This window comes from Pyxidicoccus sp. M6 (assembly GCF_055568925.1).
Window position 1 is genome coordinate 12,594,507 of sequence record NZ_CM145714.1, and the last position, 25,899, is coordinate 12,620,405.

General features: G+C 70.6%; 26 protein-coding genes and 1 pseudogene. 14 read left to right on the forward strand and 13 right to left on the reverse strand.

The window, feature by feature from the left end:
* Position 1: 1 nt before the first annotated feature.
* Positions 2-463, reverse strand: a complete 462-nt coding sequence (locus ACVTJA_RS49700; protein WP_465831593.1) for an acyl-CoA thioesterase — start codon at positions 461-463, stop codon at positions 2-4.
* A gap of 98 nt (positions 464-561) precedes the next feature.
* On the opposite strand from ACVTJA_RS49700, the gene ACVTJA_RS49705 reads away from it, so the two are divergent.
* The 5 genes from ACVTJA_RS49705 to ACVTJA_RS49725 all read left to right on the forward strand — a co-directional run bounded on the left by ACVTJA_RS49705 (position 562) and on the right by ACVTJA_RS49725 (position 6,170).
* Entirely contained in the window at positions 562-1,224 is a 663-nt protein-coding gene (locus ACVTJA_RS49705; RefSeq protein WP_465831595.1) for a cupin domain-containing protein, read from the forward strand.
* Positions 1,214-3,058: a metallophosphoesterase gene (locus ACVTJA_RS49710; protein WP_465831597.1), complete on the forward strand. Its 1,845-nt coding sequence runs from the start codon at positions 1,214-1,216 to the stop codon at positions 3,056-3,058. Before ACVTJA_RS49705 ends, ACVTJA_RS49710 begins: the two co-directional genes overlap by 11 nt.
* Positions 3,059-3,186: 128 nt before the next feature.
* Positions 3,187-3,834, forward strand: coding sequence for a YiaD family glycine zipper/OmpA-like lipoprotein (locus ACVTJA_RS49715; protein ID WP_465831599.1), 648 nt, complete (start codon positions 3,187-3,189; stop codon positions 3,832-3,834).
* A 36-nt stretch (positions 3,835-3,870) separates the two neighbouring features.
* Complete coding sequence (locus ACVTJA_RS49720; RefSeq protein ID WP_465831601.1) at positions 3,871-4,566, forward strand: hypothetical protein; 696 nt, start codon at positions 3,871-3,873, stop codon at positions 4,564-4,566.
* 188 nt (positions 4,567-4,754) lie between these two features.
* Entirely contained in the window at positions 4,755-6,170 is a 1,416-nt protein-coding gene (locus ACVTJA_RS49725; RefSeq protein ID WP_465831603.1) for a serine hydrolase domain-containing protein, read from the forward strand.
* 3 nt (positions 6,171-6,173) lie between these two features.
* Here ACVTJA_RS49725 and ACVTJA_RS49730 read toward each other — a convergent pair whose 3' ends face one another.
* The gene (locus ACVTJA_RS49730) at positions 6,174-7,610 is read right to left on the reverse strand and encodes an aminotransferase-like domain-containing protein (RefSeq protein WP_465831606.1); all 1,437 of its coding nucleotides are present in this window, start codon (positions 7,608-7,610) and stop codon (positions 6,174-6,176) included.
* A gap of 193 nt (positions 7,611-7,803) precedes the next feature.
* On the opposite strand from ACVTJA_RS49730, the gene ACVTJA_RS49735 reads away from it, so the two are divergent.
* Together ACVTJA_RS49735 and ACVTJA_RS49740 are read left to right on the forward strand one after the other, a co-directional pair.
* Positions 7,804-8,178 (forward strand): DUF2917 domain-containing protein, encoded by a 375-nt coding sequence (locus ACVTJA_RS49735; RefSeq protein ID WP_465831608.1) that lies wholly within the window; start codon positions 7,804-7,806, stop codon positions 8,176-8,178.
* A gap of 188 nt (positions 8,179-8,366) precedes the next feature.
* Positions 8,367-9,290: a DMT family transporter gene (locus tag ACVTJA_RS49740; protein ID WP_465831610.1), complete on the forward strand. Its 924-nt coding sequence runs from the start codon at positions 8,367-8,369 to the stop codon at positions 9,288-9,290.
* Here ACVTJA_RS49740 and map read toward each other — a convergent pair.
* Both map and ACVTJA_RS49750 read right to left on the reverse strand, forming a co-directional pair.
* Positions 9,277-10,269 carry a type I methionyl aminopeptidase gene (gene map, locus ACVTJA_RS49745; RefSeq protein WP_465831611.1) on the reverse strand — a complete coding sequence of 331 codons (993 nt, stop codon included), beginning with the start codon at positions 10,267-10,269 and terminating at the stop codon, positions 9,277-9,279. The genes ACVTJA_RS49740 and map overlap by 14 nt on opposite strands.
* Positions 10,266-10,487: a hypothetical protein gene (locus ACVTJA_RS49750; RefSeq protein ID WP_206723636.1), complete on the reverse strand. Its 222-nt coding sequence runs from the start codon at positions 10,485-10,487 to the stop codon at positions 10,266-10,268. The genes map and ACVTJA_RS49750 overlap by 4 nt, the downstream gene beginning before the upstream one ends.
* A 317-nt stretch (positions 10,488-10,804) precedes the next feature.
* On the opposite strand from ACVTJA_RS49750, the gene ACVTJA_RS49755 reads away from it, so the two are divergent.
* Both ACVTJA_RS49755 and ACVTJA_RS49760 read left to right on the forward strand, forming a co-directional pair.
* Complete coding sequence (locus ACVTJA_RS49755; RefSeq protein WP_465831612.1) at positions 10,805-12,802, forward strand: serine/threonine protein kinase; 1,998 nt, start codon at positions 10,805-10,807, stop codon at positions 12,800-12,802.
* A gap of 43 nt (positions 12,803-12,845) precedes the next feature.
* The gene (locus ACVTJA_RS49760; RefSeq protein ID WP_465831614.1) at positions 12,846-13,751 is read left to right on the forward strand and encodes a DUF2381 family protein; all 906 of its coding nucleotides are present in this window, start codon (positions 12,846-12,848) and stop codon (positions 13,749-13,751) included.
* 105 nt (positions 13,752-13,856) lie between these two features.
* Here the strand turns inward: ACVTJA_RS49760 and ACVTJA_RS49765 are convergent, their stop codons facing one another.
* Positions 13,857-14,138, reverse strand: coding sequence for a TraR/DksA family transcriptional regulator (locus ACVTJA_RS49765; protein ID WP_465840712.1), 282 nt, complete (start codon positions 14,136-14,138; stop codon positions 13,857-13,859).
* Between the two features lie 234 nt (positions 14,139-14,372).
* On the opposite strand from ACVTJA_RS49765, the gene ACVTJA_RS49770 reads away from it, so the two are divergent.
* A complete protein-coding gene (locus ACVTJA_RS49770; protein ID WP_465831616.1) occupies positions 14,373-15,185 on the forward strand; it encodes a YwiC-like family protein in 813 nt (270 codons plus the stop codon).
* A 439-nt stretch (positions 15,186-15,624) separates the two neighbouring features.
* Positions 15,625-15,789, forward strand: a complete 165-nt coding sequence (locus tag ACVTJA_RS49775) for a hypothetical protein (protein ID WP_465825286.1) — start codon at positions 15,625-15,627, stop codon at positions 15,787-15,789.
* 62 nt (positions 15,790-15,851) lie between these two features.
* On the opposite strand, the pseudogene ACVTJA_RS49780 reads toward ACVTJA_RS49775, so the two are convergent.
* The 5 genes and pseudogenes from ACVTJA_RS49780 to ACVTJA_RS49800 form a co-directional block, all read right to left on the reverse strand.
* Positions 15,852-15,950 (reverse strand): annotated as a pseudogene (locus ACVTJA_RS49780) (hypothetical protein); the annotation flags it as partial.
* A gap of 258 nt (positions 15,951-16,208) precedes the next feature.
* Entirely contained in the window at positions 16,209-16,853 is a 645-nt protein-coding gene (locus ACVTJA_RS49785; RefSeq protein ID WP_465831617.1) for an START domain-containing protein, read from the reverse strand.
* A 273-nt stretch (positions 16,854-17,126) separates the two neighbouring features.
* A complete protein-coding gene (locus ACVTJA_RS49790; protein ID WP_465831618.1) occupies positions 17,127-18,698 on the reverse strand; it encodes an ammonia-forming cytochrome c nitrite reductase subunit c552 in 1,572 nt (523 codons plus the stop codon).
* A 1-nt stretch (position 18,699) separates the two neighbouring features.
* Positions 18,700-19,245: a cytochrome c nitrite reductase small subunit gene (gene nrfH, locus ACVTJA_RS49795; RefSeq protein ID WP_465831620.1), complete on the reverse strand. Its 546-nt coding sequence runs from the start codon at positions 19,243-19,245 to the stop codon at positions 18,700-18,702.
* A 66-nt stretch (positions 19,246-19,311) separates the two neighbouring features.
* Positions 19,312-20,091 (reverse strand): CPBP family intramembrane glutamic endopeptidase, encoded by a 780-nt coding sequence (locus tag ACVTJA_RS49800; protein WP_465831622.1) that lies wholly within the window; start codon positions 20,089-20,091, stop codon positions 19,312-19,314.
* 172 nt (positions 20,092-20,263) lie between these two features.
* On the opposite strand from ACVTJA_RS49800, the gene ACVTJA_RS49805 reads away from it, so the two are divergent.
* Complete coding sequence (locus ACVTJA_RS49805) at positions 20,264-21,781, forward strand: HAD-IG family 5'-nucleotidase (protein WP_465831623.1); 1,518 nt, start codon at positions 20,264-20,266, stop codon at positions 21,779-21,781.
* Positions 21,782-21,796: 15 nt separating this feature from the next.
* On the opposite strand, the gene ACVTJA_RS49810 is transcribed toward ACVTJA_RS49805, so the two are convergent.
* Positions 21,797-22,252 (reverse strand): DUF2267 domain-containing protein, encoded by a 456-nt coding sequence (locus tag ACVTJA_RS49810; RefSeq protein WP_465831625.1) that lies wholly within the window; start codon positions 22,250-22,252, stop codon positions 21,797-21,799.
* Between the two features lie 189 nt (positions 22,253-22,441).
* Between ACVTJA_RS49810 and ACVTJA_RS49815 the strand changes: the two genes are divergently transcribed.
* On the forward strand, positions 22,442-22,927 hold the full coding sequence (locus tag ACVTJA_RS49815; protein WP_465831626.1) for a hypothetical protein: 486 nt from the start codon (positions 22,442-22,444) through the stop codon (positions 22,925-22,927).
* A 205-nt stretch (positions 22,928-23,132) separates the two neighbouring features.
* Positions 23,133-23,432 carry a hypothetical protein gene (locus ACVTJA_RS49820; RefSeq protein ID WP_465831628.1) on the forward strand — a complete coding sequence of 100 codons (300 nt, stop codon included), beginning with the start codon at positions 23,133-23,135 and terminating at the stop codon, positions 23,430-23,432.
* Positions 23,433-23,539: 107 nt separating this feature from the next.
* Here ACVTJA_RS49820 and ACVTJA_RS49825 read toward each other — a convergent pair whose 3' ends face one another.
* Positions 23,540-24,991 carry a S28 family serine protease gene (locus tag ACVTJA_RS49825; RefSeq protein ID WP_465831629.1) on the reverse strand — a complete coding sequence of 484 codons (1,452 nt, stop codon included), beginning with the start codon at positions 24,989-24,991 and terminating at the stop codon, positions 23,540-23,542.
* Between the two features lie 106 nt (positions 24,992-25,097).
* A complete protein-coding gene (locus ACVTJA_RS49830; protein ID WP_465831630.1) occupies positions 25,098-25,799 on the reverse strand; it encodes a DUF1361 domain-containing protein in 702 nt (233 codons plus the stop codon).
* Positions 25,800-25,899: the final 100 nt, after the last annotated feature.

Sequence of the window (25,899 nt, forward strand, 5' to 3'; positions counted from 1 at the left end):
CTCATGGGCCGAAGGAGCGCCCCTCCAGCGACTCGATGGCGGCGCGGATGTGCGCCGGGACGGGGACCTTCTCGTGGGTGCCGTACTTCAGGGTGACGATGACGCAGCCGCCGCGGGTGTAGAGGAGGCCGTCCTCCTCGTTGGCCACCGCGTGCTCAATCGTGATGGACGAGGTGCCGATGCGGGTGACGCGCGTGCCGGCGAGCAGGCGCGCGGGGAAGACGACGGGGCGCAGGTACTCCGCGTGGGTTGCCGCCAGAATCGGACCGATGCCGCCCGGCGTCCGGTCCTCCCCCGCGCCCGAGGGGCCGGTGAGGCCGACGCGGGCGAAGTAGGCGATGCGGGAGGACTCGAACCAGGTGAAGGTGCGGGCGTTGTTGGCGTGGCCGAAGGCGTCCATCTCGCTCCAGTGGAGCGTGAAGGGGACGACGACGGGGAAGTCCTTCAGGGGGGAGTGCGACATGCCGGCCAGGGTGCCCCAGGGCGAGCGTCCAGGGAACGAAGAACCGTGCCCGCCTACTCTCCAGACAAGGGCCGGGGCCGTGGTAATTCAGGACACGTATGCGCTCCCGCCTCCTGATTCCCGTGCTCGCCGTCGCAGGCACCGCCACGCCGACCTGGGCTCGCGAGCCCGCGCCGGCCCCCGCGTCCTCCGCGAAGCCCACTGCGTCTCCGTCGGCCTCCGCCCCCGTTGCGCAGGCGGCGCCCCAGCCCACCGCGAGCTCCGCGAAGCCCGCAGCCGCATCGACGGCCACTCCGCCTGCCGTGCCCGCGACGCCGTCCGCCGCTCCGCCGGCCTCGACGGCCCAGGCCCCCGCGCCCGCCGCACCTTCCGTGCGCTACCGCGTCCCCACCTCCGAGGCCCCGCGCCACGTCATCGCCGGGGGCAAGGGCCGCGCGACGCTGCTGCTCAATCAGTCCACGGGCGCCACCGCCGCATCCGTCACGCTGCTCGAATTGCAACCCGGCGCCGAGGTGCCCGAGCACACCCACGACGCGAGCGCCGAGATTCTCTACATCGAGCAGGGCACGGCGGAGATGACCGTCAACGGAGAGAAGCTGCGCGTCGGCAAGGCAGACGCCGTCTACATCCCCGCGGGAGCGAAGCACTCCGCGCGCGTGGTGCCGGGCGCGACGTTCAAGGCGGTGCAGGTGTACGCCGGCCCCGGCCCCGAGCAGCGCTTCACGCAGGGCCCCCTGGAGAAGCCGCCCCATGGCCGCTGAGCGGAACCAGGCGGCCGCACGAGCGAAGGAGCCCGACGAATCCTCGCCGCTCCATGTAACCACTGAACGCCCCCAGCCGGTGTCACCGCGCGAGGGCGTGCCCGTCTCCGAAAGCGGCACGGCGACGAATCCGCACCGGCGCGCGGACATGGTGCGCTGGCTCCACCCCGCCCAGCTCCTGCGCACCGGCCTGGACGCCCTCGTCGCGGCGGTGTTCGGCGCCCGAGCGGACCACCGCCTCATCGAGGCCGTGGTGCGGCCGCAGGCCCCCTACTTCGACTACTCGCAGGAGACGCTGCCCGAGGGCGACTTCTGGCTCGACTACGTGGCGGACACCGGCGACGGGTGGAACTCCACGTACACCATCGCCCGGCTGCTCGCGCTGCCCCGGCTGACGCTGCCGGTGCGCGGCACCTCCCGAGGCGAGCCGCACGAGACGCAGCGTGGCCGCGTCCTCGTCTTCGGCGGTGACGGCGTGTACCCCGGCGCCAGCCGCGAGACGTACGAGGAGCGGCTCGTGCAGCCCTACGAGGCGGCCATGCGCCGCTCTCACACGCCCAACCCGGACCTGTTCGTCATTCCGGGCAACCACGACTGGTACGACGGGCTCTCCGCCTTCATGCGGCTGTTCTGCGCCAACCGGTGGATTGCGGGCCGGCGCACGCGGCAGAGCCGCAGCTACTTCGCGCTGAAGCTGCCGCACCGCTGGTGGCTCATCGGCACGGACGTGCAGCTCAACAGCGACATCGACGTGCCCCAGGTGGAGTACTTCCGCGAGGTGGCCCAGCACATGGGGCCGGATGACCGCGTCATCCTCTGCAACGCGGAGCCCGCGTGGATTCTCGCGGCGGCCTCGCGGCGCAAGGGCAGCTACCTGGAGAACAACCTCGAGTACCTCCAGGAGAAGGTGCTCGGCCGGCGCATCAGCGTCTTCCTCGCCGGTGACTTGCACCACTACCGCCGCCACGAGGACGCGGCGGGCCGGCAGAAAATCACCGCGGGCGGAGGCGGCGCCTTCCTGCACCCCACGCACGCGCCGGCCGCGCACGTGCTGCGCGACGGCTACCGGCTGCAGAAGAGCTTCCCGGACGAGCGCACGTCGCGGAAGCTCGCGCGGAAGAATCTCTTCCTCATCCGCCACAGCCCGCTCTTCGGACTCATGACGGGGGCGCTCTACCTGCTGCTCGCGCTGGCGGCGTACGCGGAGGTGGGCTCGCTGGGGCTGACGAAGCTGCCCCAGGTCGTCATGGCCGTGGCCAACAGCATGGTGAGCCGGCCGTGGACGATGGTGCTGGGGCTGGCCACCATCGGTGGGCTCATCGGCTTCGCGGACTCGCACTACGGGAGGTGGCGCACGCTGGCGGGGACGCTCCACGGACTGGGCCACATCCTCGGCGCCTTCTTCACCGCGTGGGGCGCCACGTACTTCACGGTGAGCTGTCTCGGAGTGTGTCCGGACCTGACGGCGGACGGGATGCACTGCACGGCGGGCTGGGCGCACCTGGCGGGCAAGTTCCTCCTGTCCTCGGGCTTCACCTTCCTCGGCGGCTTCCTCGTCGGCCCGTTCGTCATGGGCCTGTACCTCTGGCTGAGCGTCAACCTCTTCGGGGCCCACTCCAACGAGGCGTTCATCTCGCTGGCGCTGCCGGACTGGAAGAACTTCCTGCGCCTGCACATCAACGAGGACGGACACCTCAAGGTGTACCCGGTGGGCGTCGAGCGCGTGCCGCGCAAATGGAAGGAGACTCACGCCGGCCCGTACGTCCCCGCCTTCGACCCGGATGACCCGAAGGCCACGCCGCCCGTGCTGATTGAGCCGCCCATTCGCGTGTAGCGCCCGCCTGCCCCACGGCCCTCCAGGCATGTGCTGCCTGGAGAGCAGGCAGGCGCCATGGCCTCCCCAAGTGCCGCGTGAATCTCCACCGTGTGGAGCCTTCCAAGCCAGGGACAAGGAGGCTTCACGTGACGACTCGAAAGAACACGACGGTTCGGAAGACGGCGGCGGCGGTGCTCCTCTCCACGGTGATGGTGGGCGCGGGCTGCGCCACTCCGGGGAAGCGCACGGCGACGGGCGCGGCGGTGGGCGGAGTCGCGGGCGCTGGCGCGGGTGCCGTCGCCGGAGGCTGGAAGGGCGCGGCCATCGGCGCGGCGGCGGGCGCGGCGGTGGGTGCCGGCGTGGGCAACTACCTCGACAAGCGCGCACAGGAGCTGGAGAAGGTCGCCGAGACGCGCAAGACGGACCACGGCCTGCTGGTGAATCTCCAGAACGAGCTGCTGTTCGAGACGAACAGCGCCGTGCTCACCGACAGCGCGGTGCAGCAGCTCACGCGGATTGGCGACATCCTCGCGAAGTACCCGGATGACCGCATCACGATTGAGGGCCACACGGACAGCCGGGGCACGGAGCCCTACAACGAGTCGCTGTCGCTGCGGCGCGCGGACGCGGTGGCTCGCGTGCTGAAGGGGCGCGGCGTGGAGGAGCGGCAGATGGTGGTGCTCGGCCAGGGTGAGACGGAGCCCGTCGCGCCCAACTCCACCGACCAGGGCCGCATGGCCAACCGCCGCGTCGAGCTGCACATCGACATGCCCCAGGTGACGGGTCGCGGCTGAGCACACGTCCATCGCGTCCCGGGGTAGAAGGGCGCCATGGACGTCTGCTTCTTCCTCTCCCCCGGCGAAGGCCTCACCGGCGTGCTCACACCGGAGCGGCTCACGGCGTTCCGCGTCTGGTTCATCCACGAGTGGACCTCGAATGCGCCCGCGGGCGAGGAGATGGATGAGGACCTCCAGGCCACGGTGGACCTCGTGGACCACCTCCTGCACCAGGGCGCGGCGGCGCTGGCCCGGCCGCCCGAGCGCTTCCAGGACGCGGTGGTAGACCTGCTCGATGACCTGTCCGACTTCTTCGTCCGGGGCGAGCACGCGGCGGGCAGCGCGCTGGGACGAGCCACCGATTTGTCACCGGATGACAGGGACGTGCAGGCGGCGGAGGCGGTCATCGGCTCGGCGTGTCCGGAGCGGACGCGCCAGCTCTGGAGGCACCTCGTCTGGGGCCGCGCGCCGGGCATGGCCGTGGGCGAAGGCATCGGCCTGAAGCGTCAGGTTCCCTCGCTGGGGTACTGGACGGCCACCGAGGTGAAGCAGGTGCGCGACGACCTCCGTGAGCACTTGAGCGGACCGCCGGACTACAAGCCCGTGCGAGGCATGGCGCGCTTCACCTCCATGCTCCAGCGCGGACTGTCGCTCGCGAGCCGGGGCAATCCCGCCGTCGCGCTCGACGCGGTGACGCGTGCGGTGGACCGGGCGGCGAGCGCACACGCGGGACTGCTCTTTGCTCGCTGATGTCGATGCCATTGCCGCGAACCGCACCACCTGCGAGAGCACCGGGCTGCTCTTCACCGGCTGACCCTCCCAGCAGACCCGTCACGCGGTGCGCTCCCCCGCGAAGCCTCACGTAGCCCTGTCACGGAGGAGCGCGGTATGTACTCCGTCGGCGGTGCGGACCGTCCCGCCACGAAGGAGTCGCTCACGTGCGCTGCATCATCCGCAGGCTCACCCTGCTCTCCGTCCTCCTGCTGTCCCTCACCGCGAGCCGCGCCGACGCCGCGCCCCAGCCCCAGGGCCCGCTCGTCGCGCGCATCGACGCCTTCGTGCGCGCGGAACTGGACCGCCAGAAGGTGCCCGGCGTCGGCATCGGCGTCGTGAAGAACGGCAAGGTCCTCGTCGCGAAGGGCTACGGCTTCGCCAACCTGGAGCACCAGGTCCCCGCCGGCCCGGAAACCATCTTCCAGGCGGGCTCCCTCGGAAAGCAGTTCACCGCCATGGCGGTGATGCTCCAGGTCGAAGCAGGGAAGCTCTCCCTCACGGACCCGATTTCGAAGTTCTTCCCCGACGCCCCCGCGACGTGGAGCGGCATCACCGTGCGCCACCTGCTCAACCACACGTCCGGCCTGCCGGACCTGGAGGGCAAGCTCGACTACCGGAAGGACTACACCGACGAGGAGTTCGCGCGCTTCGCCTACGCGTCACAGCTCGAGTTCAATCCCGGCTCACGCTGGTCCTACAGCAACACCGGCTATGTCCTGCTGGGCATCATCGTCAACCGCGTCTCCGGCACCTTCTACGGCGACGTGCTGAGCGAGAAGGTCTTCAAGCCCGCCGGCATGAAGACGGCGCGCATCATCAACGAGGCGGACATCATCCCCCACCGCGCCGCCGGCTACCGGATGGTCGACGGCGTGCTGAAGAACCAGGAGTGGGTGTCCCCCACGCTCAACACCACCGCGGACGGCTCCATGTACGTGTCCGTGCGGGACATGATTGCGTGGGACGCGGCCGTGCAGGCACGGGCCATCCTCAAGCCGGAGAGCTGGAAGGAAATCCTCACGCCCGCCCCGCTCAACAGCGGTGCCACGTATCCGTATGGCTTTGGCTGGCAGCTCGACGAGCGCGCCGGGAAGCCGCTCCACCAGCACACCGGCGCGTGGCAGGGCTTCACCAGCTACTTCGGCCGCGCCCTGGGAGAGGGCGTCTCCATCGTCGTGCTGACCAACTCCGCGGCGGGGAATCCCTCTCGCTTCGCGGAAGGAATCGCTCCCCTCGTCGCCCCCGCGCTCGCCCTGTCCGTCCCCACGCCCATCGAGGACCGCGAGCCTCGAATCACCGCGCGAGCCACGGAGCTGCTGGAGAAGGCCCGCGCGGGGACGCTCACCCAGGCCGACTTCGCGTACGTCCGCGCGGGCTTCTTCCCGGACGGCACGAAGCTGTACCAGTCCCACCTGAGCCCGCTGGGACCTCCGAGCCCCCTCGTCCTCGTGGAGCGCACCACGCTGGGCGATGACCGCGTGTACACGTACCTCGTGACGTTCGGCCCGATGAAGTTCCGCTTCTCCGTGGGGCTCGCGCAGGATGACCGGCTGACGTTCTTCAGGCTCCGGCCGCTGTGAGCCTCACGCCAGGCTGCGCGCCAGGCTCCCCAGGGTGGACACCGCGCCTTCGATGCGCGGCGTCCACGGGTAGCCGCAGCTCAGCCGGAAGAAGTTGCGGTACGAGTCCGGCCGCGCGGAGAAGATGGGCCCGGGCGCGATGCTGATGCCCGCCTCCAGGGCCTTCGAGTGCAGCTCCAGCGCGTCCACGCGCGGCGGCAACTCCACCCACAGGAGCGAGCTGCCCGACGGGCGCGCCACGCGCGTGCCCTCGGGGAAGTGCTCGGCCACGGCCTCGGCCATGCGCTCCACCTGCGCGGCGAGCCGGCGCCGCAGCGCGCGCAGGTGCCTGTCGTAGCCACCCTCCTGCAGGAAGCGGGCAATCGCGAGCTGCGGCAGCGTGGCGGTGGCCACGGTGTGGGAGAACTTGAGCAGCTCCACGCGCTCGCGGAAGCGGCCCGGCGCCACGAAGCCCACGCGGAAGCCCGGGGCGAGCGTCTTGGAGAACGAGCCGCACAGGAGCACGTTGCCCGTCGTGTCGAACGCCTTGCACGAGCGCGGGCGCTCCGGGCCGAAGTGCAAATCGCCGTAGATGTCGTCCTCGATGAGCGGCACGTCGCGCTCGGCGAGCATGGCCACCAGCCGCTTGCGGTTCTCCTCCGGCATGCAGCTTCCCACCGGGTTGCTGAAGCTGGGCACCACCAGCACCGCGGCCACGCGCCTGCGCTCCAGCGCGGCCTGCAGGGCATCCAGCTCCATGCCGGAGCGCGGGCTGCACGGAATCTCCAGCGCGCGCAGGCCGAGCGCCTCAATCGCCTGCAGCGTGCCGTAGTACGCGGGGGACTCAATCGCGATGGTGTCGCCGGTGCGCGCCACGGCGAGCAGGCACAGGTTGACGGCCTCGGACGCGCCGCACGTGGTGATGAAGTCCTCGGCGGACAGCGCGCAGCCCCAGTCCAGCGAGCGGCGCGCGAGCTGCTGCCGCAGCTCCGGGCATCCGGGCGGCAAGTCATAGACGATGCCGGCGTCCCCCGCCTCGCGGGTGAGGGCGTTGAGCTCGCGGTACAGCCGCCGGGTGGGCAACAGCTCGGGGGCGGGCCACGCGGCGCCGAGCTGGACGAGCCGCGGCTCGTGCGCGGAGCGGTACACGCGCGCCACCAGCGCGCTGACGGTGACGGGCGTGGCGGCGGCGACGGGCCGGGACACCTGGGGCTCGGCGAGGCGGGGGCGCTCGCGGCGGCGCACGTAGTGGCCGGACTGCGGGCGCGTCTCGATGAGGCCGACGGACTCCAGGTGCAGGTACGCCTGGAGCACGGTGGAGATGCTCACGCGCTCGCGGAGGCTGAGCTGCCGCACGGAGGGCAGCCTGTCCCCCGCTCGCAGCGTACCCGCTGAGATTGCGTCTCCCAGCCGCTCGGCTACCTGCTCGTACAGCTTCGGTCGATGTGCCAGCGCGCCCATGCGTCCTCCCCGGAGCGTGTCGCCCCGTGGCCGTCATCGGTAATCGGATTGCCTCCCGCCGCCCAGATACACCTGCCCCCGACTGTGACCGGTACAGTTCTCACTCCACTGACTGTACTGGTCACAATTACAAACCGCTGCATCTGTTCTGTTCTGCCCGCGGGGCGCATGTTGCGCGGGACAGGAGGCGGCGATGACGGTGACCCCGGCCTTTACTTTCCACGACTGGATGCGGGCGCTGGCGGAGCGGCTGAGGCCCGGGGTGCGCGGCGATGGGAGCGCGGGGCCGCTGAGCCTGGATGGGGGCACCCTCTGGAGCGCGCACCTGCACGGCGGCGAGCACCTGGCGCTCGCCTGCGAGGAAGGGCTGCTGTGGCTCACGTGCGAGGGAGACACGAGGGATTGGGTGCTCCGCCCCGGCGACACAGCGCACGTGGACGCCCCGGGGCACGTGGTGGTGCAGGCCCTGCGGCCCGCGCGCTTCGGCGTCGCGAGGTGGCCCTCCAGCACCGGGCGGGAGCCTTCGCCCCACGGCCCCGAGGCCAGCGCGCCACGGCAGTGCACGTAACCCACATGGCGCCTTGCACTCGAAGGCTCACGGGCCATGACGGCATATCCTGAAGCAGCAGGCGGCGCGGCCCTCAGCACACCGGCGACGCGGCCCACGGCCCGAGGCCCAGGCAGCACGAAGACACCAACAAGCACGCACACCGCGCGGTCCGCGCACCGGCCCCACGGCCCGAAGGAGCACAGTCGATGACGGAATCATCCAGAACCCGCGAGGGCCTGCTGTTCGGCGCCCTCGGAGTCCTCGCCTTCAGCATGACGCTGCCGGCCACTCGCGCGGCCGTGCCGGAGCTCGGGACCACGCTGGTGGGACTCGGCCGCGCGGTGGTGGCGGCGGCGCTGGCGGCCGCACTGCTGGCCCTCCGGCGCGAGCGTCTCCCGGAGCGTCGCTACTGGCCCCGGCTCGCGCTCGTCGCGGCCGGCGTGGTGGTGGGCTTCCCGCTCCTCTCCGCCATCGCCATGCGCTCCATGCCCGCGTCACACGGCGCGGTGCTGGTGGGCTTCCTGCCCGCGGCCACGGCCGTCGCGGCGGTGTTCCGCGCTCGCGAGCGCCCCTCCACCACCTTCTGGCTGGTGAGCGCGGCGGGCCTCGCGGCCGTGCTGACCTTCGCCGCCGCACAGGGCGCGGGCAAGCCCACGGCGGGAGACGCGCTGATGCTGCTCGCCATCGCTGCCGCGGCGGTGGGCTACGCGGAAGGCGGAGCCCTGTCCCGCGAGCTCGGCGGCTGGCGCGTGCTGTGCTGGGCGCTGGTGATGTCCGTGCCCGTGCTGCTGCCCATCATCGCGCTCAACCTCGACACTGCGGGCCTGCCGTCGCACGTCAGCCTCCGGGCGTGGGCCGGCTTCGCCTACGTCTCGGGGGTGAGCATGTTCCTCGGCTTCTTCGCCTGGTACCGCGGGCTCGCGCTCGGAGGCGTGGCCCGCGTCAGCCAGATTCAGCTCCTCCAGCCGCTGCTCACACTCGGCTGGTCCGCGCTGCTGCTCGGCGAGGAGGTGGGGCGCGACACCCTGGGCGCCGCGTTGCTCGTGGTGGCCTGCGTGCTGGGGAGCGTGCGCAGCCGCGTGCAACGGCTGCCCACGCCCGAGCCCGCCGCCTCGCTCAAGGCACCGTGAGGATTTCGGCGCCCGCGTCGGTGACGAGCAGCGTGTGCTCGAACTGCGCGCTGCGGCTGCCATCCGTGGTGACGGCGGTCCACCCGTCGTCCCACGTCCGGCTGCCCCACCCGCCCTGATTTATCATCGGCTCCACCGTGAAAATCATCCCGGGCTGCATGAGGGTGTTCGACTCGGGCTCGTAATAGTGGGGAATCTGCAGGGACGTGTGGAACGTCTCGCCAATCCCGTGGCCGCAGTAGGCCCGCACCACGCTCATGCCGTTCTTCGTCGCGTGGTCCTCAATCGCTCGGCCAATGTCGCTGATGGGCCGGCCGGGCTTCACCGCGGCGATGCCGATGTCCAGGCACTCGCGCGTCACCTTCACCAGCCGCTGGCTCTCCGCGTCCACGTTGCCCACGAAGTACGTGGCCGAGCAGTCCCCGTGCACGCCATCCAGGTAGATGGTGATGTCCAGGTTGATGATGTCCCCGTCCTCCAGCGCGCGGCTGTCGGGGATGCCGTGGCAGACGACCTCGTTGACCGACGTGCAGAGCGACTTCGGGAAGTTGTGGTAGTTCAGCGTGCTCGGGTAGCCGCCGCGCTTGATGTACGCCTCGTGCGTAATCGCATCCAGCTCGTCGGTGGTGATGCCCGGGCGCACGTGCGAGGCCACCTCCTGGAGCACCTCGGCGGCGGCCTTGCAGGCGCGGCGCATGCGGGCGATGACGTCCGGCGTATTGATTTCCGACGTGGCGGTGCGGCGGCCGGGTCGGCCCGTCTCCGCGTAGTCCGGACGGGGGATGTGCAGCGGCACCGTGCGGCGCGGGCTGATGATGCCGGGGCGCACGCCCTTGCGAGCCTCCGGGCCCTTCTTGCGGGCCTCGGCGGCGTCCAGGCCACGGTGGCACTTCTTGTACTTGGAGCCGCTGCCGCACCAGCAGGTGTCATTCGGCCCGGGCAGCACGGCGGGGGGCGTACGGGGAACGGCGGTGGTCATGATTCACCTCCAACGCTGAGCTGCTCGGATTGGCGGGCGCGCATCCAGCGCACCACCTGGGGTCGCAGCCAGAGCCGGGGGCGTCCGGCCCCCAGGTCCAGCACCGGCCGCGGCATGTCCGGGTAGCGGCGCAGGTAGGTACTGACGCTGTTGGCGTGGCTCAGGCGCAGCAACCCGGCCACTCCCTGGGCGTCGATGAGGTCTTCCGTCTTCACCATGGGACACATGTGGGCCTGTCTATACCCATAGACACGGCTCCGTGCACGGGTTCTTTCCGCTGCCCCCCAGGCAGGCACCCACCGGAGGACACCGGCGAGGGCGGGCCCTCGGGTGCACGCCCGCCCCCCCCGGGGGCCGCGCCGGGCCAGCCGAGCGCCTTCGGGAGGGGCGCCCCGCCCCTCGGACCCGCTTCTCGAAATGGATGGCCCCTGTCGGACGGGCCGCGAGCGTCCTCCGTCGGGCATGGAATGCACGAGGTCTCCACAAATTCACTCAACCTGATAGGTTGACGACATTCCAGGAGACCCCGACGGTCATGAGCCCGCCCATCCCCCAGGTGAACCCCGAGACGCTGCCGCCCGGCACGGTGGTGGGTGGCTGCTGGCGCCTCCTCGAGCGGCTGGGCGCGGGCGGCTACGGCGCCGTCTACAAGGTGGAGGCCCTCCAGGACCCGGGCCGCTACTTCGCGCTGAAGCTGGCGCGCCAGCCCTACGAGCCACGCTCGAAGCGCGAGTTGACGCTGCTGATGGACAAGGCCGTCCACCCGGCCGTGGTGGCGGTCCACGCCTGCGGGCGCTGGCCGGACGTCGTCACCGGGCACTTCTTCTTCGTCATGGACTGGGTGCCCGGCCCCGCGCTCCACCTCTGGGCGGACCTCCACAACCCGACGCTCCAGCAGTTCGTGGACGCCGCGTGCCGCCTGGCGCTCATCCTGGACACGCTGCACGCGGGCGGAGTCCTCCACCGAGACCTCAAGCCCGAGCACATCCTCATGCGTTCCGAGCACGGAGACCCGGTGCTCATCGACCTGGGCTCGGGTGACTACGTGGGAGCGCCCACGCTCACCACGGGCCCCCTGGCTCCCGGCACGCTCCACCTGCGCAGCCCCGAGGCCATCCGCTTCCACCAGCGCCACTGGCGCATCATCGACGCCCGCTACACCTACGCCCCCACCGACGACCTCTATGCGCTGGGCGTCTGCCTCTACCGCGCCCTCACCGGCCACTACCCCTTCTCCACCGAGTGGCCGCCGGACGTGCTCTGCGCGGCCATCGTCTCGCAGCAGCCACCGGCGCCGTCGGTGGTGAATCCCCGCGTGCCGCCCGCGCTGGGGGCCGTCATCCTCCGCCTGCTGGAGAAGAACCCTGAGCAGCGCTTCCAGACGGGAGCCCAGCTCCACGGCGCGCTCGCGGCGGCCGTCAGCGAGCACCCGAGCGAATCCTGGGCCCTGCCCCTCTTCGAGTGGCATGAGCCTCCGGCCCCCGCCGGGGAAGGAGCGCCCGCCGGGGAGGGTGCCCCCACCAGGATGCCCCGCACGCGCCGGCCGGAGTGGCCGAGGCACACGCACCGGCCGCCCTCGGTGGCGAGGGCGAAGCTGTTGCGGCTGTGGGCGCAATTGCTCGGCGTGCTGAATCCGCCGCCGAAGCCGAGCCCCCATGCGTCCCCACGAAAGGCCGTGGTGGAGGGCCGCGCGCGACGCATCCACCCGCGCCGGCGCCTGTGGACCCTGGCCGCGACATTGGGGTTGTCCCTGGTCGCGCTGGCGGCCTGGTCCACCCGCACTTCGCATGACACACCCCCCCAGGCAACAAGCAACACAACCATTCAGGTAGCAAGCAATACAACCACCGCAGCCGGTCAGAAATTGGCCAGCTCCGCCGAGCCCTCACACACTGCAACGGCCGCGTCCCCGCTACCGGCGGGGCCCACCTCCGCGGCCGCCACTCCACCGGTGGCGCCATTCCAGGAAGCCGCCGCCGTGAAGAAGACCGCCCCCGCTCCCGGGCTCCAGGCCCCGGAGCAGACACCCCGCGCCCGCATCGCCAACAGCCTCATCCGGACGGCCGCCACCGTCGCCACGTGCGCGGGATTCGCCTGCGCCAGCTCACCGCTACGGCTGGAGCAGGCCCTGCCGCCCGCGGAGGACTGCCCACCCGGCGCGATGGAGGCGATGAGGAAACTGGACCTCACCGGCGTCTTCACGGTCGATCTCGACACCCAACGCCGCGACATCCCAATCACCGTCCGGGAGGGACGGGCCGTGGGCTATCCCATCTCGACTGAAGGGCTGGTCCGCAGACGGCAGGGAACGGAGTACTACGGAGAGCTCTACATCTCCAAGAAGCGCGTCCATGGCCGCTTCACGAAGCTGCTCACGGACGGCGTGCAGTACCCGATGTGCCTGGAGGTCTACGACATCAACGACAGGCAGCGAGGCACGCCGAGAGAACCCGGGGGTGACGCCCAGAACGCCAACATCCTCTCCCGAATCGACCTCAAGGTTGTCGCAACCTTCCCCCGCTTCGAGGAATGACGGAGCCTTCTGCGTGTCTGTCTGGCTTCGAGTCCCGCTCCTCATGCTCATTGCCCTCGGGGCAACGGCCGTCGGCGCGCAAGAGTCGCCGGGTTCCGAAGCACAGGCGCAGAAGCAGACGCGCCGCATCGAGCTGACACCCGAGCCGTCTGCGGCACTCCCGGAGCTTGCCATCCAGCCGGGCATCGCCAGCCTGATGCTCTTCGACGGTCCTCTCGTCCGAGATGAGCTGGTACTGGAGGGCCGGAAGCGATTCCGCCGCGTGGTGGTGGGCGAAGACACCCTCGCGCTCGTGCCCTCGGAGGCGCTTCGTGAAGGTGAGCGGCTGCGGCTCACCGTCCGTTTCGCGGCGGGCACGAATCCCACCGAGGCCCGTTTCATCCTCGTGGGGGTCCGGGAGCATGCGGACACGCAGGTGGAGGTCGTGCGCGTCCAGCGTCCTTGCGCCCCCGCCCCGAAGGAGCCTGGCGAGTTGGAGCAGGAGCTTCAGCGACTGCGCGAGGAGAACGCGCGGCTCCGAGCAGAGCACGCTCCCTCCGGCCTCACCGCTGCCATTGCCTCCTCATGGATGATGGACGAGGGTGTCACCGTCAAACGGCTCAAGCAGGCAGGTCCCAGAGCCATGGAAGCGGCGCTCGCACAACTCGGACTCATGAGCTTCCGCGCGAGGGAACGAATCGCGGTGAAGGTGACCGTGCCACTCTCCCCGGGCGAACGGCCCTGGCCGATTGAGAGCGCGGCACTCATCGGGCCGGCAGGACAACGGCCACGCATCGTGCAGGTGTGGCAGTCGGAGCCCACGGCAGGGAGCAATCCCGACGAGGTCCACATCATCGTGGAAGCAGAGGCCCGTAACACCGAGGCTCACGGGGTGTACACGCTGGAGCTGCGGGAAGCAGGAGGGGCTCGCACCCTCACGATAGGCTCGGTGGTGTTCCCGGACCCGTGACCCGGGTTCGGGAGTACAGCCCTGAACCCATGCTCACGAAGAACCCTTGCCGGGCACAACGCACCGCTTCACTTCGACCGGGCACGTCATGAAGGCGGGTCCGGCTCATCGCTCCACTTCGGCCGAGCACGTCATGCAGTGGCGCGCTTCGGGGACGGCACGGAGCCGGTGCCTGCCGATGGCGCCTCCACACCGCGCGCAGCTCCCGAACCCCCCCTCATTGATGCGGGCGAGCGCCTCCTCGATGGCGTCCAGCTCCTGCCGCTCCGATTCGGTGAGCCCGGCCTCGCCATCCTCCAGCGCCTCCGCGGACGCTCCGGCACGCGCCCGCAGGCGTTGGCTGCGCTGCCGCAGCGCTTCTTGGGCCTCACGGGCCAGCATGTCCATGTGCACCTCCACAGCGGCCCCTTGGCGCCTTCCCGGCCATGGCCACTCCCCGAGCCCACGGCTCCAGGGCAGGGAGGGACATTTCAGGAACCATGCCTCCCCTTCCCGGGCGTCCCGGAGCCACCTCCGGCGCAAGGCTTGCGCGAGCCCGCAGAGCCTCCGCACCCATTGCGCCGCCCACTCCTTCCACCCCTGGGATTCGAGGACGGAACGGCGCTTGCTCTCCACCAGCCCATGCTGACCCTCTCCGCCCGACAGCAGCTCTCCGTCCCCCGTCAGGCGCTCCTGCCCCGGGAGCATGGCGCGTACTTCCAGCTCGGCCTGCCGCTGGCCACCGTGCTCGCCATCACCGGGCCAAACGCCAGCGCCCTCTGGCTCACCACCGCGGCGGTCGTCTGTTTCCTCGTGCACGAGCCCCTGCTCGTCCTGCTCGGCCATCGGGGTGCTCGTCGTCACGAGGAGGAGCGCCTCCTGGCCCGGAGCCGGATCGCCATTCTCACCGCGCTGGGAGCCGCTTCCCTGGTGCTCGCCCTCCAGGGACTCGACGCCGCCGCCCGCCCCTACCTCGCGCTGCCCGGCATCCTCGGCGGAGAGGTGCTGCTGATGACCTGGGGCCGGCAGGAGCGCACGCTGTCCGGCGAAATGCTCGCATCGCTGGCGCTCGGAGCCTGGGCGGTGCCGGTGGGCATCGCGGGAGGCCTGGCACCGGGCGCGGCGCTGTCGCTGTGGGGCACGTTTGCCCTGGGATTCGCACTGGCCACGGTGGCGGTGCACGTCGTCATCCGGGCCCACAAGCCGCGCGAGGACCGCGCCCTGCTGCGCCTCGCGGGCCTCACCGCCGGTGTCTTCGGAGTCGCGGGTGCCCTGCTGTGGGCACTGTCCGCGGGCGTGTCCGCGTGGCGTGTGGTGGCGCTGCTGCCGGCGCCGCTGGTGGCCATCTGCACGGTCGTCATGCTGCCTGGCCCGCGCAATCTCAAGAAAGTGGGCTGGAGCTTCGCCGCCACCGGTCTTGTCACCGCCGTACTGCTCGGCGTGGGACTGGCCTGAGTCCTCGCCATACCGGGCCGGAGCTTCGTCGCCGGCCTCATCACCACTATGACGGTCAGCAAGGGATTGGCCTGAGTCTTCGCCATACCGGGCCGGAGCTTCGCCGCCGCCGACCTCGCCCCCGCCCTGCCGCTCACCGAGTGACTGGCCTGAGTCCTCGCCATGCGGAGAGCGAGCTCCGCCGGAGCCATCCGTCTTCGCCAGTGCGAGCCAGAGAGCCTCTCCCGACTCGGCGATATCCTCCAGGTACACCGGCTCGTTGCGCTCCGCCGACGCCCGCGCCAATTCCGTCAGCGTGCCCCAGACCAGGGCCTCACCCGCCCTGACGCAGCCGGGTCTCAGCGCTGCTTCCTGCTCGCCGTGCTGGAGCACTTCGCGCACCATCGCCCGCGCCGCGCCGCCGGGCACCTGCTGGCCGGGGACCCTCGGATGCAGGAAGGTGAAGCTGAAGGGGCCGGGCTTGCCCAGCGCCCACTTCGCCATCGCGTTCCAGAAGACGAAGAAGGCCTCGCGGAAGGTGACGCCCTCCGCCCCGTGCTTGCAGATGTATGCCCAGTCCACGTCCTGGCAGAAGACATTCTCGCTGAAGTCGCGCACCTCTTGAGCGAAGCGCGGCTTGCTGCCGTAGCGCCGGTACAGCGAGCCCACCGACATGCCTGCGGCCCGGGCCAACTGCTCGGCCTTCACGTGCTCGTAGCCGTGCTGGCCCAGCACCTCCGCCGAGCTCTGCATCATCCCCGACAGGAAATACTCCGTGAACCCCATGCCCCTGCCCCTCCCGCCCCCTCCGGGGCGGCCGTCCCGTGGAAGGAACGTTCCTTCCACGAAACCCTTCTACCGGAGGGGACTGACATGGGTCGGGTAGGGAGGGCCTACCTCATTGGTGCGGTGGGATTCCCAATCGCCGAGAGCTGAGATGCGGCTGCCTCGAGAAGACCGCCGAGTTCCATCAGCGCTGGGGAGCCACGAGCGACGCCGCCATCTCGGATGAGAAGTTGGAGGCGATTCGAGCGCGAGCCGTCGCTACCGCGACTTGCTTCGTTCCTCGGCCTGTTGCCGGGCCCTCTTCTCCACGGCGCGGAAGGTGTCCACCACGCCGTCCTTCTGGCCCATGTTGGCCAGGAAGCCGGGGACGGAGCCGGCGGGGGCGACGGTGAACCTGTACACGGCATGAGACCGGCCTTCGCCGCGTGGTTCCACGCGCCAGCTTCCCTCGTTGAGTCGAAGACGCACGGTGCCGTGGCGCTCGGGAATGGCATCCGGCTGCGCCCGCCAGCGCTGGGCGAAGATGCCGGTGCCGTCCTCGGCCAGCGTCGACTCGGACACCACGTGGCTCACGTAGTCGCGCGCGGCGACGATGGGCAGGTCCAGCCGCGTGTACGTCAGCCTCGTGCCGTCCGGCAGTTCTTCGAGGGTGCGTGACTCCTCCACGTACGGCATCCACTGCCGATACGCGTCCACATCCGTCAGCACCGCCTGTACGTCTACGGCACTGGCGGCAAGCTCGCCTTCAGCCCACACGTCCTTCGCGTGAGTGGCCGGCCGGGGGCGTACCTTCACCAGATAGGGCTTCTCCGCGAGCGTCTTCCACGCCTCCTCCGCGCGCGACGTCCCGGTGGCAAGCATCAGCGCGGCGGCAATGGCACCGGGGCCCCAAAAACTCTTCATGCGACCTTCCCTGGCGCTTGCGGCCGGTGTGCTTCCCTTCAGCCACCGTCCAACGGCCAGCCGTCGCTCAACATTCGGGCAGCAGGGCTCGCGCCGCCTCAGCGTCGCCAGGGAAGCAGGCTTCCGGCAGCCATGACGGGGCTCAACGCGCCCGCTCCGTCACCAGCCGGGCGACCGTCATCCCCGCCTCGTTGTGGAGTCGCACCTCCCGCCTGCCATGTCAGCAGCACGCGGGGATGCATCAGCCCGCCGACAACGACATCGGCCGCGCCATCAGTGCGCCGGGCTGCCACCATCCGTCGTGGTAGCGCCACCCGCTGCGGGAGCACCGCTCTCAGGACCCGAGCTCGCTCCACCGCCCGCGCCACCCGAAGGGGCGCCGACCGTCTTCCCCCGAGTGCCCGGCCCCGCGTGGGCATCTCCCTCGGCGGCGGGCAGCTGGTCGGGAATCTCCGGCTTGAAGGTGGGGTCCCGCACCAGCACCTGCGCCTGGCGGATGATGTTCGTCGACTGCCCGAGGATGCGGGCCGCCTCCTCCGGCGCATGGAACCCCATCGAGTTCTCCGCCTCGATGAAGTCGAGCATGAACTGCCCGCGTCGCTGCAGCGCGTACACCCCGGCCAGCTCCGCGTCCGTCTTCCCCGCCGCCTTCGCCTTCTTCACGTCGTCGAGCAGCCCCATCAGCGCGTCCATCGCCTGGTTGCGCAGCCGGAAGGTCCGCTCCTGGAGCGCCTCGGCGCGGGAGCGCAGCTCCGCTTCCGAGAAGTGGTGGCACGTCTGGCACGCGCGGTTGATGTTGAGCAGCGGGCTGCGCACGTGGTGGTCGCTGATTTTCTGCGCCCCCACCCGCGTGTACGGCATGTGGCAATCCGCGCACGCCACGCCCGAGCGCGCGTGGATGCCCTGGTTCCACATCTCGAACTCGGGGTGCTGCGCCTTCAGCACCGGCGCGCCCGTCTCCGCGTGCGTCCAGTCCTTGTGCGGATTCTCCTCGTAGTACGCGAGGATGTTCTCAATCTTGAGCCCCTTGTCCCACGGGAAGGTGAGCGTCTTCTCCGGGCCCTTGAAGTAGTACTCCACGTGGCACTGGCCGCAGACGTAGCTGCGCATCTCCTGGCGCGTGGCGTCCCGGTTGACGTCATAGTCCGGCACGCCCTGCGCGGCCTTCATGCGCTTCATGCCCAGCATGAAGGCCGGCTTCGTCACGCGCAGCTGCATCGTCTGGCTGTCGTGGCAGTCGATGCAGCCCACCGGGTGGTCCACCATCTTCCGCGCCTCGAAGTAGCCCAGGTGGTTCACCGCGTCGAAGCCCTTGAAGAGGTCTCCGTTGCCCAGCTTCTTGTAGAGCGTGTACGAGCTGGCGTGGCAGTGGATGCACGCGCCCGGCTGGTGCGTCACCTGCTGGCGCTCGGTGAAGGTCTGGTCCGAGAGCATGTACGCGTGGCCACGCTCCTCGCGGAAGTCCTTGCTGAAGGCATAGCCGGCCCACATGCGCTTCAGGCGCGGGTCCTCCTCCAGCCGGCTCTGCGCCACCACCGAGCGCGGGTCCGCCTGGCTGGGCGTGTGCGGCACCGCCTCGCTGCCGCCATAGCGGGTGCGCACCTGGTCCGCGGTGCGCAGGTACATGTCGTACTGGAGCGGGAAGTTCTTCCCCCAGATGGCGGGGTCCACCGTGTCGTCGGTGAGCTCCACCACGTGGAAGAAGGGGTTCTTCGCCTCCTGCTTGCGCTCGAAGATGTTGGTGGCCAGGGCGACGGCGGCCGCGGCGGCCAGGGCGGAGACGACGCCCACGCCCACCAGCAACAACCAGCCCCGGCGCCTCGTGGGAGCATTCGGGTTCGCCATATCAGTCCAGCTCCAGATGCCCCACCGAGCGGTGGCAGCGCAGGCAGCTCAGCGTCCCGTCCGCGGGCGGCGGGTGCTGGCTGCCGTGAAGTTCGGCGTCCTTCCGAGAGTCCCCCGTGGCCTGCGCGGACACACGCACCAGCAGCCCCGGTTCAATCGCCTGGACGATGTCCTGGTGACAGGAGCGGCACGCGGCCTCCGTCACCTGGAGGTTGCGCTCGCCGATGTGAATGGGCTCGTGGAAGTCGCCGGAGGTGAAGGCCACCGAGTGATGCCAGCCGTTGAGCGCCTTGGTGAAGTACTTCCCGAAGAAGTTGTGCGGGGTGTGACAGTCATTACACACCGCGACGGTGTGGTGGCTGCCCTTCACCCAGCCCGCGTACTGCTCGTTCATCACGTGGCAGTTGGCGCACGCGGACGGGTCGTCGGTGAGGTACGAGGCGCCCTTCGCGTAGACGAAGGTGTAGCCGCCCACGCCGACCGCGGTCCCGATCAGGACGGCCAGCACGACAGCACTGATGGCGACGCGGCGCGTGATTCCGGGCATGGGGACACTCAGGGTGGCGGCCACGGTATGAACCATCCCGAGGGGACGCAACCCCCAAGGGCAGGTTCAATGTGAATCACGTGTCGCCCGGGGCAGCAGCGCCACCAGCCCGAGCGCCACCAGCCCCGTCGCGGCCGACAGCAGGGGCCCGCCGGTGCCCACCGGATTCACATCCAGCACCAAGTCCAGCAGCCCGTTGGCCAGGTTCCATCCCCAGTGCAGCCCCACCGCGCCCCACAGCGAGCCGGTGCGCGCCGCGGCCGCCGCGAAGGCCAGGCCCGTGCAGAAGAGCATCAGCCACTCGCGAGGGCCGTTGCCCAGCCGGTACACATGGGTGAGCACGAAGGCCACCGAGGCGAGGAGCACATAGCCCCAGCCCTTCCCCGCCACGGGCCACGCGCGGAACCAGAAGCCGCGCGCGACGATGTCCTCGGCCACGGACGGCACGAAGGTCGTCACCGCCACGCCGAGCACGCCCAGCGCCAGCGCCCCGAGGCCCGGCGCCGTCTCCAGCGGCTGCACGCGGAGCACGCCCAGCGCTCCGCCCACGAAGACGGACAGCGGCTTGAGCACCAGCATCAGCGCCAGCGCCGGCCCCAGCGCCCGGCCGCGCCACTCCAGCGCATACGCGTGGAAGCCATTGCGGTAGCCCAACAGCCCCCGTCCCACGCCCCAGGCCACCGCGTGGAAGAGCGTCATCATCACCGCCGCCACCGCCGCACTCCCGAGGAGCCGTCCCCCCACACCCTCGGGCGACTCGTAGGCGGCGAAGAGGATGAGCCAGGAGAGGGCGAGCCGGGCACGCGAGGCGCTCGGGGTGGCGGCGGCGGAAGCTGGGGGCATCATGGCGGCGGGAGCGGGGGCGACATGGCGGTGGAAGCGGGGAGTGCCATGGCGGCAGGGCACGGGGAGCCTACATGGCTCTCGGGCCGGGGGCCGGTGCATCTGCACTGCACCTGACCGGGAATGCACGCGGGCATCGACTTTTGCCTCCGGCCGGGGCAAAGCCAGGGAGTCTATGCGCTCGAACGTTTCCGGCCCCCCGCCCGAGCGGGGCCTCTTCTGCAACCGCACCCTCAACCTGCGCGCCATCAAGGCCGTGGGCTACGACATGGACTACACGCTCATCCACTACCGGGTGGAGGCGTGGGAGCGCCGTGCGTACGAGTACATCCGCGACAGGCTGGTGGCGCAGGGCTGGCCCGTGGAGGACCTGACGTTCGACCCGGGGCTCGCCATCCGCGGGCTCATCATCGACACGGAGAAGGGCAACCTCCTCAAGGCCAACCGCTTCGGAATCGTGAAGAAGGCCCTCCACGGCACGCGGCCCATGTCCTTCGAGGACCAGCGCGACGAGTACGCCAGCACGATTATCGACCTGCACGAGCGGCGCTGGGTGTTCCTCAACACGCTCTTCTCGCTGTCCGAGGCGTGCATCTTCGCGCAGCTCGTGGACCGGCTGGACGCGGGGCAGCTCCCGGGCACCACGCCCATGGGGTACACGGACCTCTACGAGCACGTGCGGAAGAACCTGGACGCCACGCACATGCAGGGGCGGCTGAAGGCGGAAATCATCGCCGACCCGGAGCGGTACGTCCTCGACGACCCGGAGACGCCGCTGGCCCTGCTGGACCAGCGCCACGCCGGCAAGAAGCTGCTGCTGATTACCAACAGCGAGTGGGCCTACACCGAGCCCATGATGCACTTCGCCTTCGACCGGCACCTGCCGGACGGCATGACGTGGCGGCAGCTCTTCGACGTGGTGATTGTGTCCGCGCGCAAGCCGGAGTTCTTCACCACGCGCTCGGCGCTCTACGAAGTCGTGGAGGTGGGCGGTGAGGCGCTCTTGCGGCAGCACTCGGGGCCGCTCAAGCCCGGCACGCCGTACTTCGGCGGCAGCGCGGTGGAGCTGGAGCGCCACCTGGGGATGAGCGGGGACCAGATTCTCTACGTGGGCGACCACATGTTCGGCGACGTGCACGTGACGAAGGACGTGCTGCGCTGGCGCACGGCGCTCATCCTCCGCGAGCTGGAGGACGAGGTGCGCGCCATCGCCGGCTTCCGCGGCACGGAGGCCCGGCTGGGCGAGCGGATGGAGCACAAGGAGCGGCTGGAGGCGGAGAGCTGCCAGCTCCGGCTGGAGTTGCAGCGGCGGAAGTTCCAGTACGGCCCGCGCTCGGAGACGCCGTCCGAGGCGGACCTGGTGGCCCGGCTGGGCGAGCTGCGCACGGAGCTGGAGGCGCTGGACGCGGAGCTGGGTCCCATGGCGCGCGCGGCCACGGAGCTGTCCAACCCGGTGTGGGGCCTGCTCACGCGCGCGGGCAACGACAAGAGCCACCTGGCGCGGCAGATGGAGCGGTACGCGGACATCTACACGTCTCGCGTGAGCAACTTCCTCTTCGCCACGCCCTTCGTGTACCTGCGCAGCCCGCGCGGCAGCCTGCCGCACGACCCGAGCCTCCCCGGCGGCACGCCCGTGTTCCCCTCCTCGGATTCGGGCGGCGGCGGCGTGCTGGGGCCGGACGCCGGGGAGTAGACGCTTCGGCCGCGCCTATTGCGTGAGCCTCCAGAGGGCCTGGAGGTCCGGGGGCAGGTTGCTGGCGACGTCGTCCGCCTCGCCCTCGGAGATGAGGTCCCGCATCGCCCGGAAGACGGCGCGCACCAGCGGCTCCATCTCCTCCACCGGCCGCTCCAAATCGTCCGCCACCGTCTGGAGGAACTCCTCCTTGCCGAAGCGGCGCGGGCGCTGCGGGCGCTGCTCCAGCGGCGGGAGGAAATCCACCAGCCGACGCGGCAGCTGGGCCTCCAGGTCCTTCGCCTCCGCCGGGAGGATGCGCCGCTCCAGCGCGCGGAGCACCGCCACCGCCGCGCACTCGGCCAGCGAGGGCTCCACCTTCCCCACCTCGCACAGGTGGCGGATGAAGGCCGCGTAGGTGGAGCGGGTGTGGGACTCGTGCCGCTGCACGCGGCGCTGCATCAGCTCCGTCTCATTGGTGGGGCGCGTCATGTGTGGGGGCCTCCGTTCGCCCCGACAAGCTGCGCACCCCCCATGCCAATGAGGCCATCCGGCCGGCCGTGCGGCCCACCGAACCACCCCACTCCCGGGGTGGGATGCACGCAGGTCCGCGACTTTACTGGACTTTCGTTCAGTCCTCCCCGGGACAGCGGCCAGGGGACCGGGGCCGTCGGGCAGGGCATGTCAGACCGCCCCAGTATGAGTTGTCCCGTGAGCCACTCGACCCACGACAACTCGCAGTCGCGCGTCCTCGAGCAGCGGAACCTGCTCGGAGGGATGGACCTCATGCCCGTGCTGGGCCGCGGCAACCGCAAGCGGGGCCGGAGCTTCCACGTCGCCTCCACGGGACGCATCGGCTTCGCCGCGGCGCTGGCCCTGGTGGTGGAGCACGGCCGCCAGAAGGCCAAGGAGATTGGCACCACGTCGCTGAGCCGGTGCCCGCGCTGCGGTCACGTGGGCCCCACCGAGCAGGACTTCGGCTACCGCATCATGAAGAGCGGGCGCCGGCCCCAGTCCTGGTGCCGTGGCTGCCGCGGCCTCCACCTGGAGCCGTCCGAGGCCACGCAGAACACCACCTCCTCGCGCGGCTCCGAGGGCTGGCTCTTCCCGCCCGAGTCCACCACCAGCACCCGCCCGCCGAAGAAGGGGAAGCGCTCGTCGACGTAGTGCGCTTCTCGGTGGTGCGCTTCTCGTCGGAGGCCGCCGGGTGTCGAGCGCCCGATGCCGGCCCACGAAGGAAGTGCCCCGTCCTGCGGGGAGGGAGGAGCGGCCGGGGAGCACGCAGGCACGCGACATGGCCCACGTCCCTTCCCACGGAGGGGGATGGAAAAGCCGGGGCGCCGTCCTTACCTCTCCACGGAAGGAGGGCATCATGGCCGTGCGGACGAAAGTGGCAGGAATCAAGAACAAGCGGCGGGTGGATGCGCACGCGGCCCAGCCGAGCGTGCAGGCCAGCAAGGGGCGCAAGACGCTGCCCCGAGACGACGCCGCGGCACTGCGCCGTCAGAAGACGCTGGAGCGGGTGACGCTCGGGCCCGCCGCCGAGTTGCACGAGCCCAAGAGCCACCGGCGCCGCTCGACGACGCTCAAGGGCCGCAAGAAGAGCCCCAGCGAGATGAACGTGAAGCACACCGGCGGGCCCAAGAAGCGGCTGCCCATCCATGGAGGCTGACTCGGGCGGCTGACCGCGCCCGGGCTCCCAGGTCCAATGCACACCGGACACCGTCCCCTTCCGGGAGCACCGGATGGAGGCGGTGTCCTCGTGTCTTGAAATGACGACTACCGCCGGAAGCGCCGTGGTGCGGACTTCGAGGCCTCCGCCTCGGCGGCGTGCTCGAGCGCCAGCGTTCGGACTCCCACGGACGGAGCGCTCAATCCCATCCACGTGAAGAGGCGCTCCAGGGCGAAGGTCCGCTCGGGCTCGGACAGGCCGAGGATGTCGGCCCCGTGGTTGCCGCCCGGGACGAAGAAGCGGAAGGCGTCATTGCGCTCGCGCACGGAGAAGGCCGCGGCGGACCACGGGTCGTTCTCTCCGTAGACGAAGAGCATCCGCTCGCCGCGCTTCCAGACCCAGTGCTCCACGCGGAGCATGGCGTCCCAGTCGAACGGCTGCGTCACCGGGAAGTCCAGGTACACGTCGGGCGTGTTCTCTCCCGGGTAGCGCAGCAGCCCACGCAGGTGGCGCGAGGGGAAGCGGGGCCAGCCCAGCTGCGTCGCGGCCTGGTAGTAGGCGGGTGCGAAGGGCGCGATGAAGCGGTCTCCGTACGTGAAGGCCACGCCCACGACGCCGTCCAGGAAGGCGAGGGTTTCCTCCGCCGGCGCGCCGGGCGCCGGAATGTCCGCGCAGCCGGAAGCCGCCCCGTACTGCCAGAAGTAGAAGGATGCCTCGACGGCGGAGAACTCCAGCGCCCTGTCCGGGCCTCCCACCACGGTGAAGCCGGTGTTCAGGCTCGTGCCCAGCGCCTCCACGAGGGGCAGGAGCTCGTCGCGGCGTCTCAGCACGTCCTGCTGGAAGGCCTCCAGCTTCGCGCGGCAGTCCGCGTCTCCCACCTGCTCGAGGAAGTGCACGTAGCGCACGTCGCGCAAGCCATGGCTGCCGGGCGCGACGTACGCCACGGTGGCGTCCACGTCGTCCGGATAGAAGTAGCGGTGGAACACGGCGGCCAGGCCGCCCTTGCTGCCTCCCGTCGTCAGCCAGCGCCCGGGGTAGAGCGGCTTGAAGGCCTGGATGACGCGGTGGTAGTCGCCCGCGGCCTGCTCGATGGTGAGCAGCCCCAGGTCATTGGACGCGGGCCGCGAGGCGCCCAGGAAGCGGTGCTCCAGGAGGAGCTGGTTGGCGCCGAGCAGCGCGGCGGGCTCGGACTGATAGATGCCGCCCAGCATGTAGCCCTCGCTGGCGAGCACCATGGGCGCCTCCACCGAGCGGTGCAGGAGCACCATCCGGAGCTGGAAGTGCTCCCCCAGCGGGCGCGCATGGTCCGCGGGCAGCTCGAGGCGCAGCAGGAAGGCGCGCGTGCCCGGGACTGGGGAGGACAGCTCGGAGACGACGGTGAGCCCCGGCATGGACTGGAGCCGGGTGAGGATGTCGTCCGGCTCCGCCGTGGCTTCCAGCGAGGCCGTGGTCTGCTCCGGTAGCGCCGCGAGGACGGGCTCCGGAAGGGACGCATCACCGCACGCCTGCAGCAGCATGGCCATGGCCAGCAGCCATGCCGTCCTGTGTGTCTTCGTCATTCATTGCACCTGTGCTGACTTCGGGGGTGCCGCTCCAATGCGCCGAGCGCATGGCCATATCGGGCACGCCGGAAGTACAGGCGCGTCTGCAATCAAAGGGTGACAGCTACGCTGGGCGGCGGCAGCGCAGGCGCGACACGAGCGCCTCGAAGACGGCGTAGGAGAGCAGCACCAGCAGGGCGAAGACGCCGGTGAGGCGAATCATGAGCGGGAAGGCGCCGGGCTCGCGCAGGTGCGAGGCCATGGAGGAGAAGAGGCGCCCCGGCTCGGCGAGCACGTCCCAACTGTTCCACCGCTCCACGCGGCCCAGGTAGATGCCGTAGCCGCACAGCACCGACGTGGCGGCGACGAAGGCCCAGGCGCGGGCGCGGCCCCACCGGCGCTCCAGCCACTCCTTCCACACCTCCAGCGAGAGCAGCCCCATCAGCCAGCCCGTGGCCGCGAAGAGCGCGAGCAGCGCCGCGTCGAACCAGAGCGGCACCACGGGCCGCTGGCGCAGGTGGATGAAGTCCGTGAGGAGGTACGGAGCGTTGGGGAACAGCGCGAGCCACCCCAGGGCCAGCGGTGCCAGGAGCCAGCCGTTGCCCCGGCCGCGCGCCATGAGCAGGCGCGCCAGCAGCGACAGGACGTAGGGCACCCACGCGAGGAACAGGTTCCAGGGGAGGAACGCGAAGCTGGCGCGCTCGCTCCAGTCGAGCCGGAGGACCAACAGGCCCACCGCGGCGGCACTGCTCAGGAGCGCGGGCCAGAAGCCATGGCGACGCAGCACGGACAGGACGGTGGGAGGGGCAGCGGGAGTCTGGGACATGGCGACGATGAGGCAGCCGGGCCGCGCACCGTGGCCTGGAGGACACGGCGAGCGCCTGGGAAGAATGGTGCCCACCCGCTGAAGCAACGTCCAGGCCAGG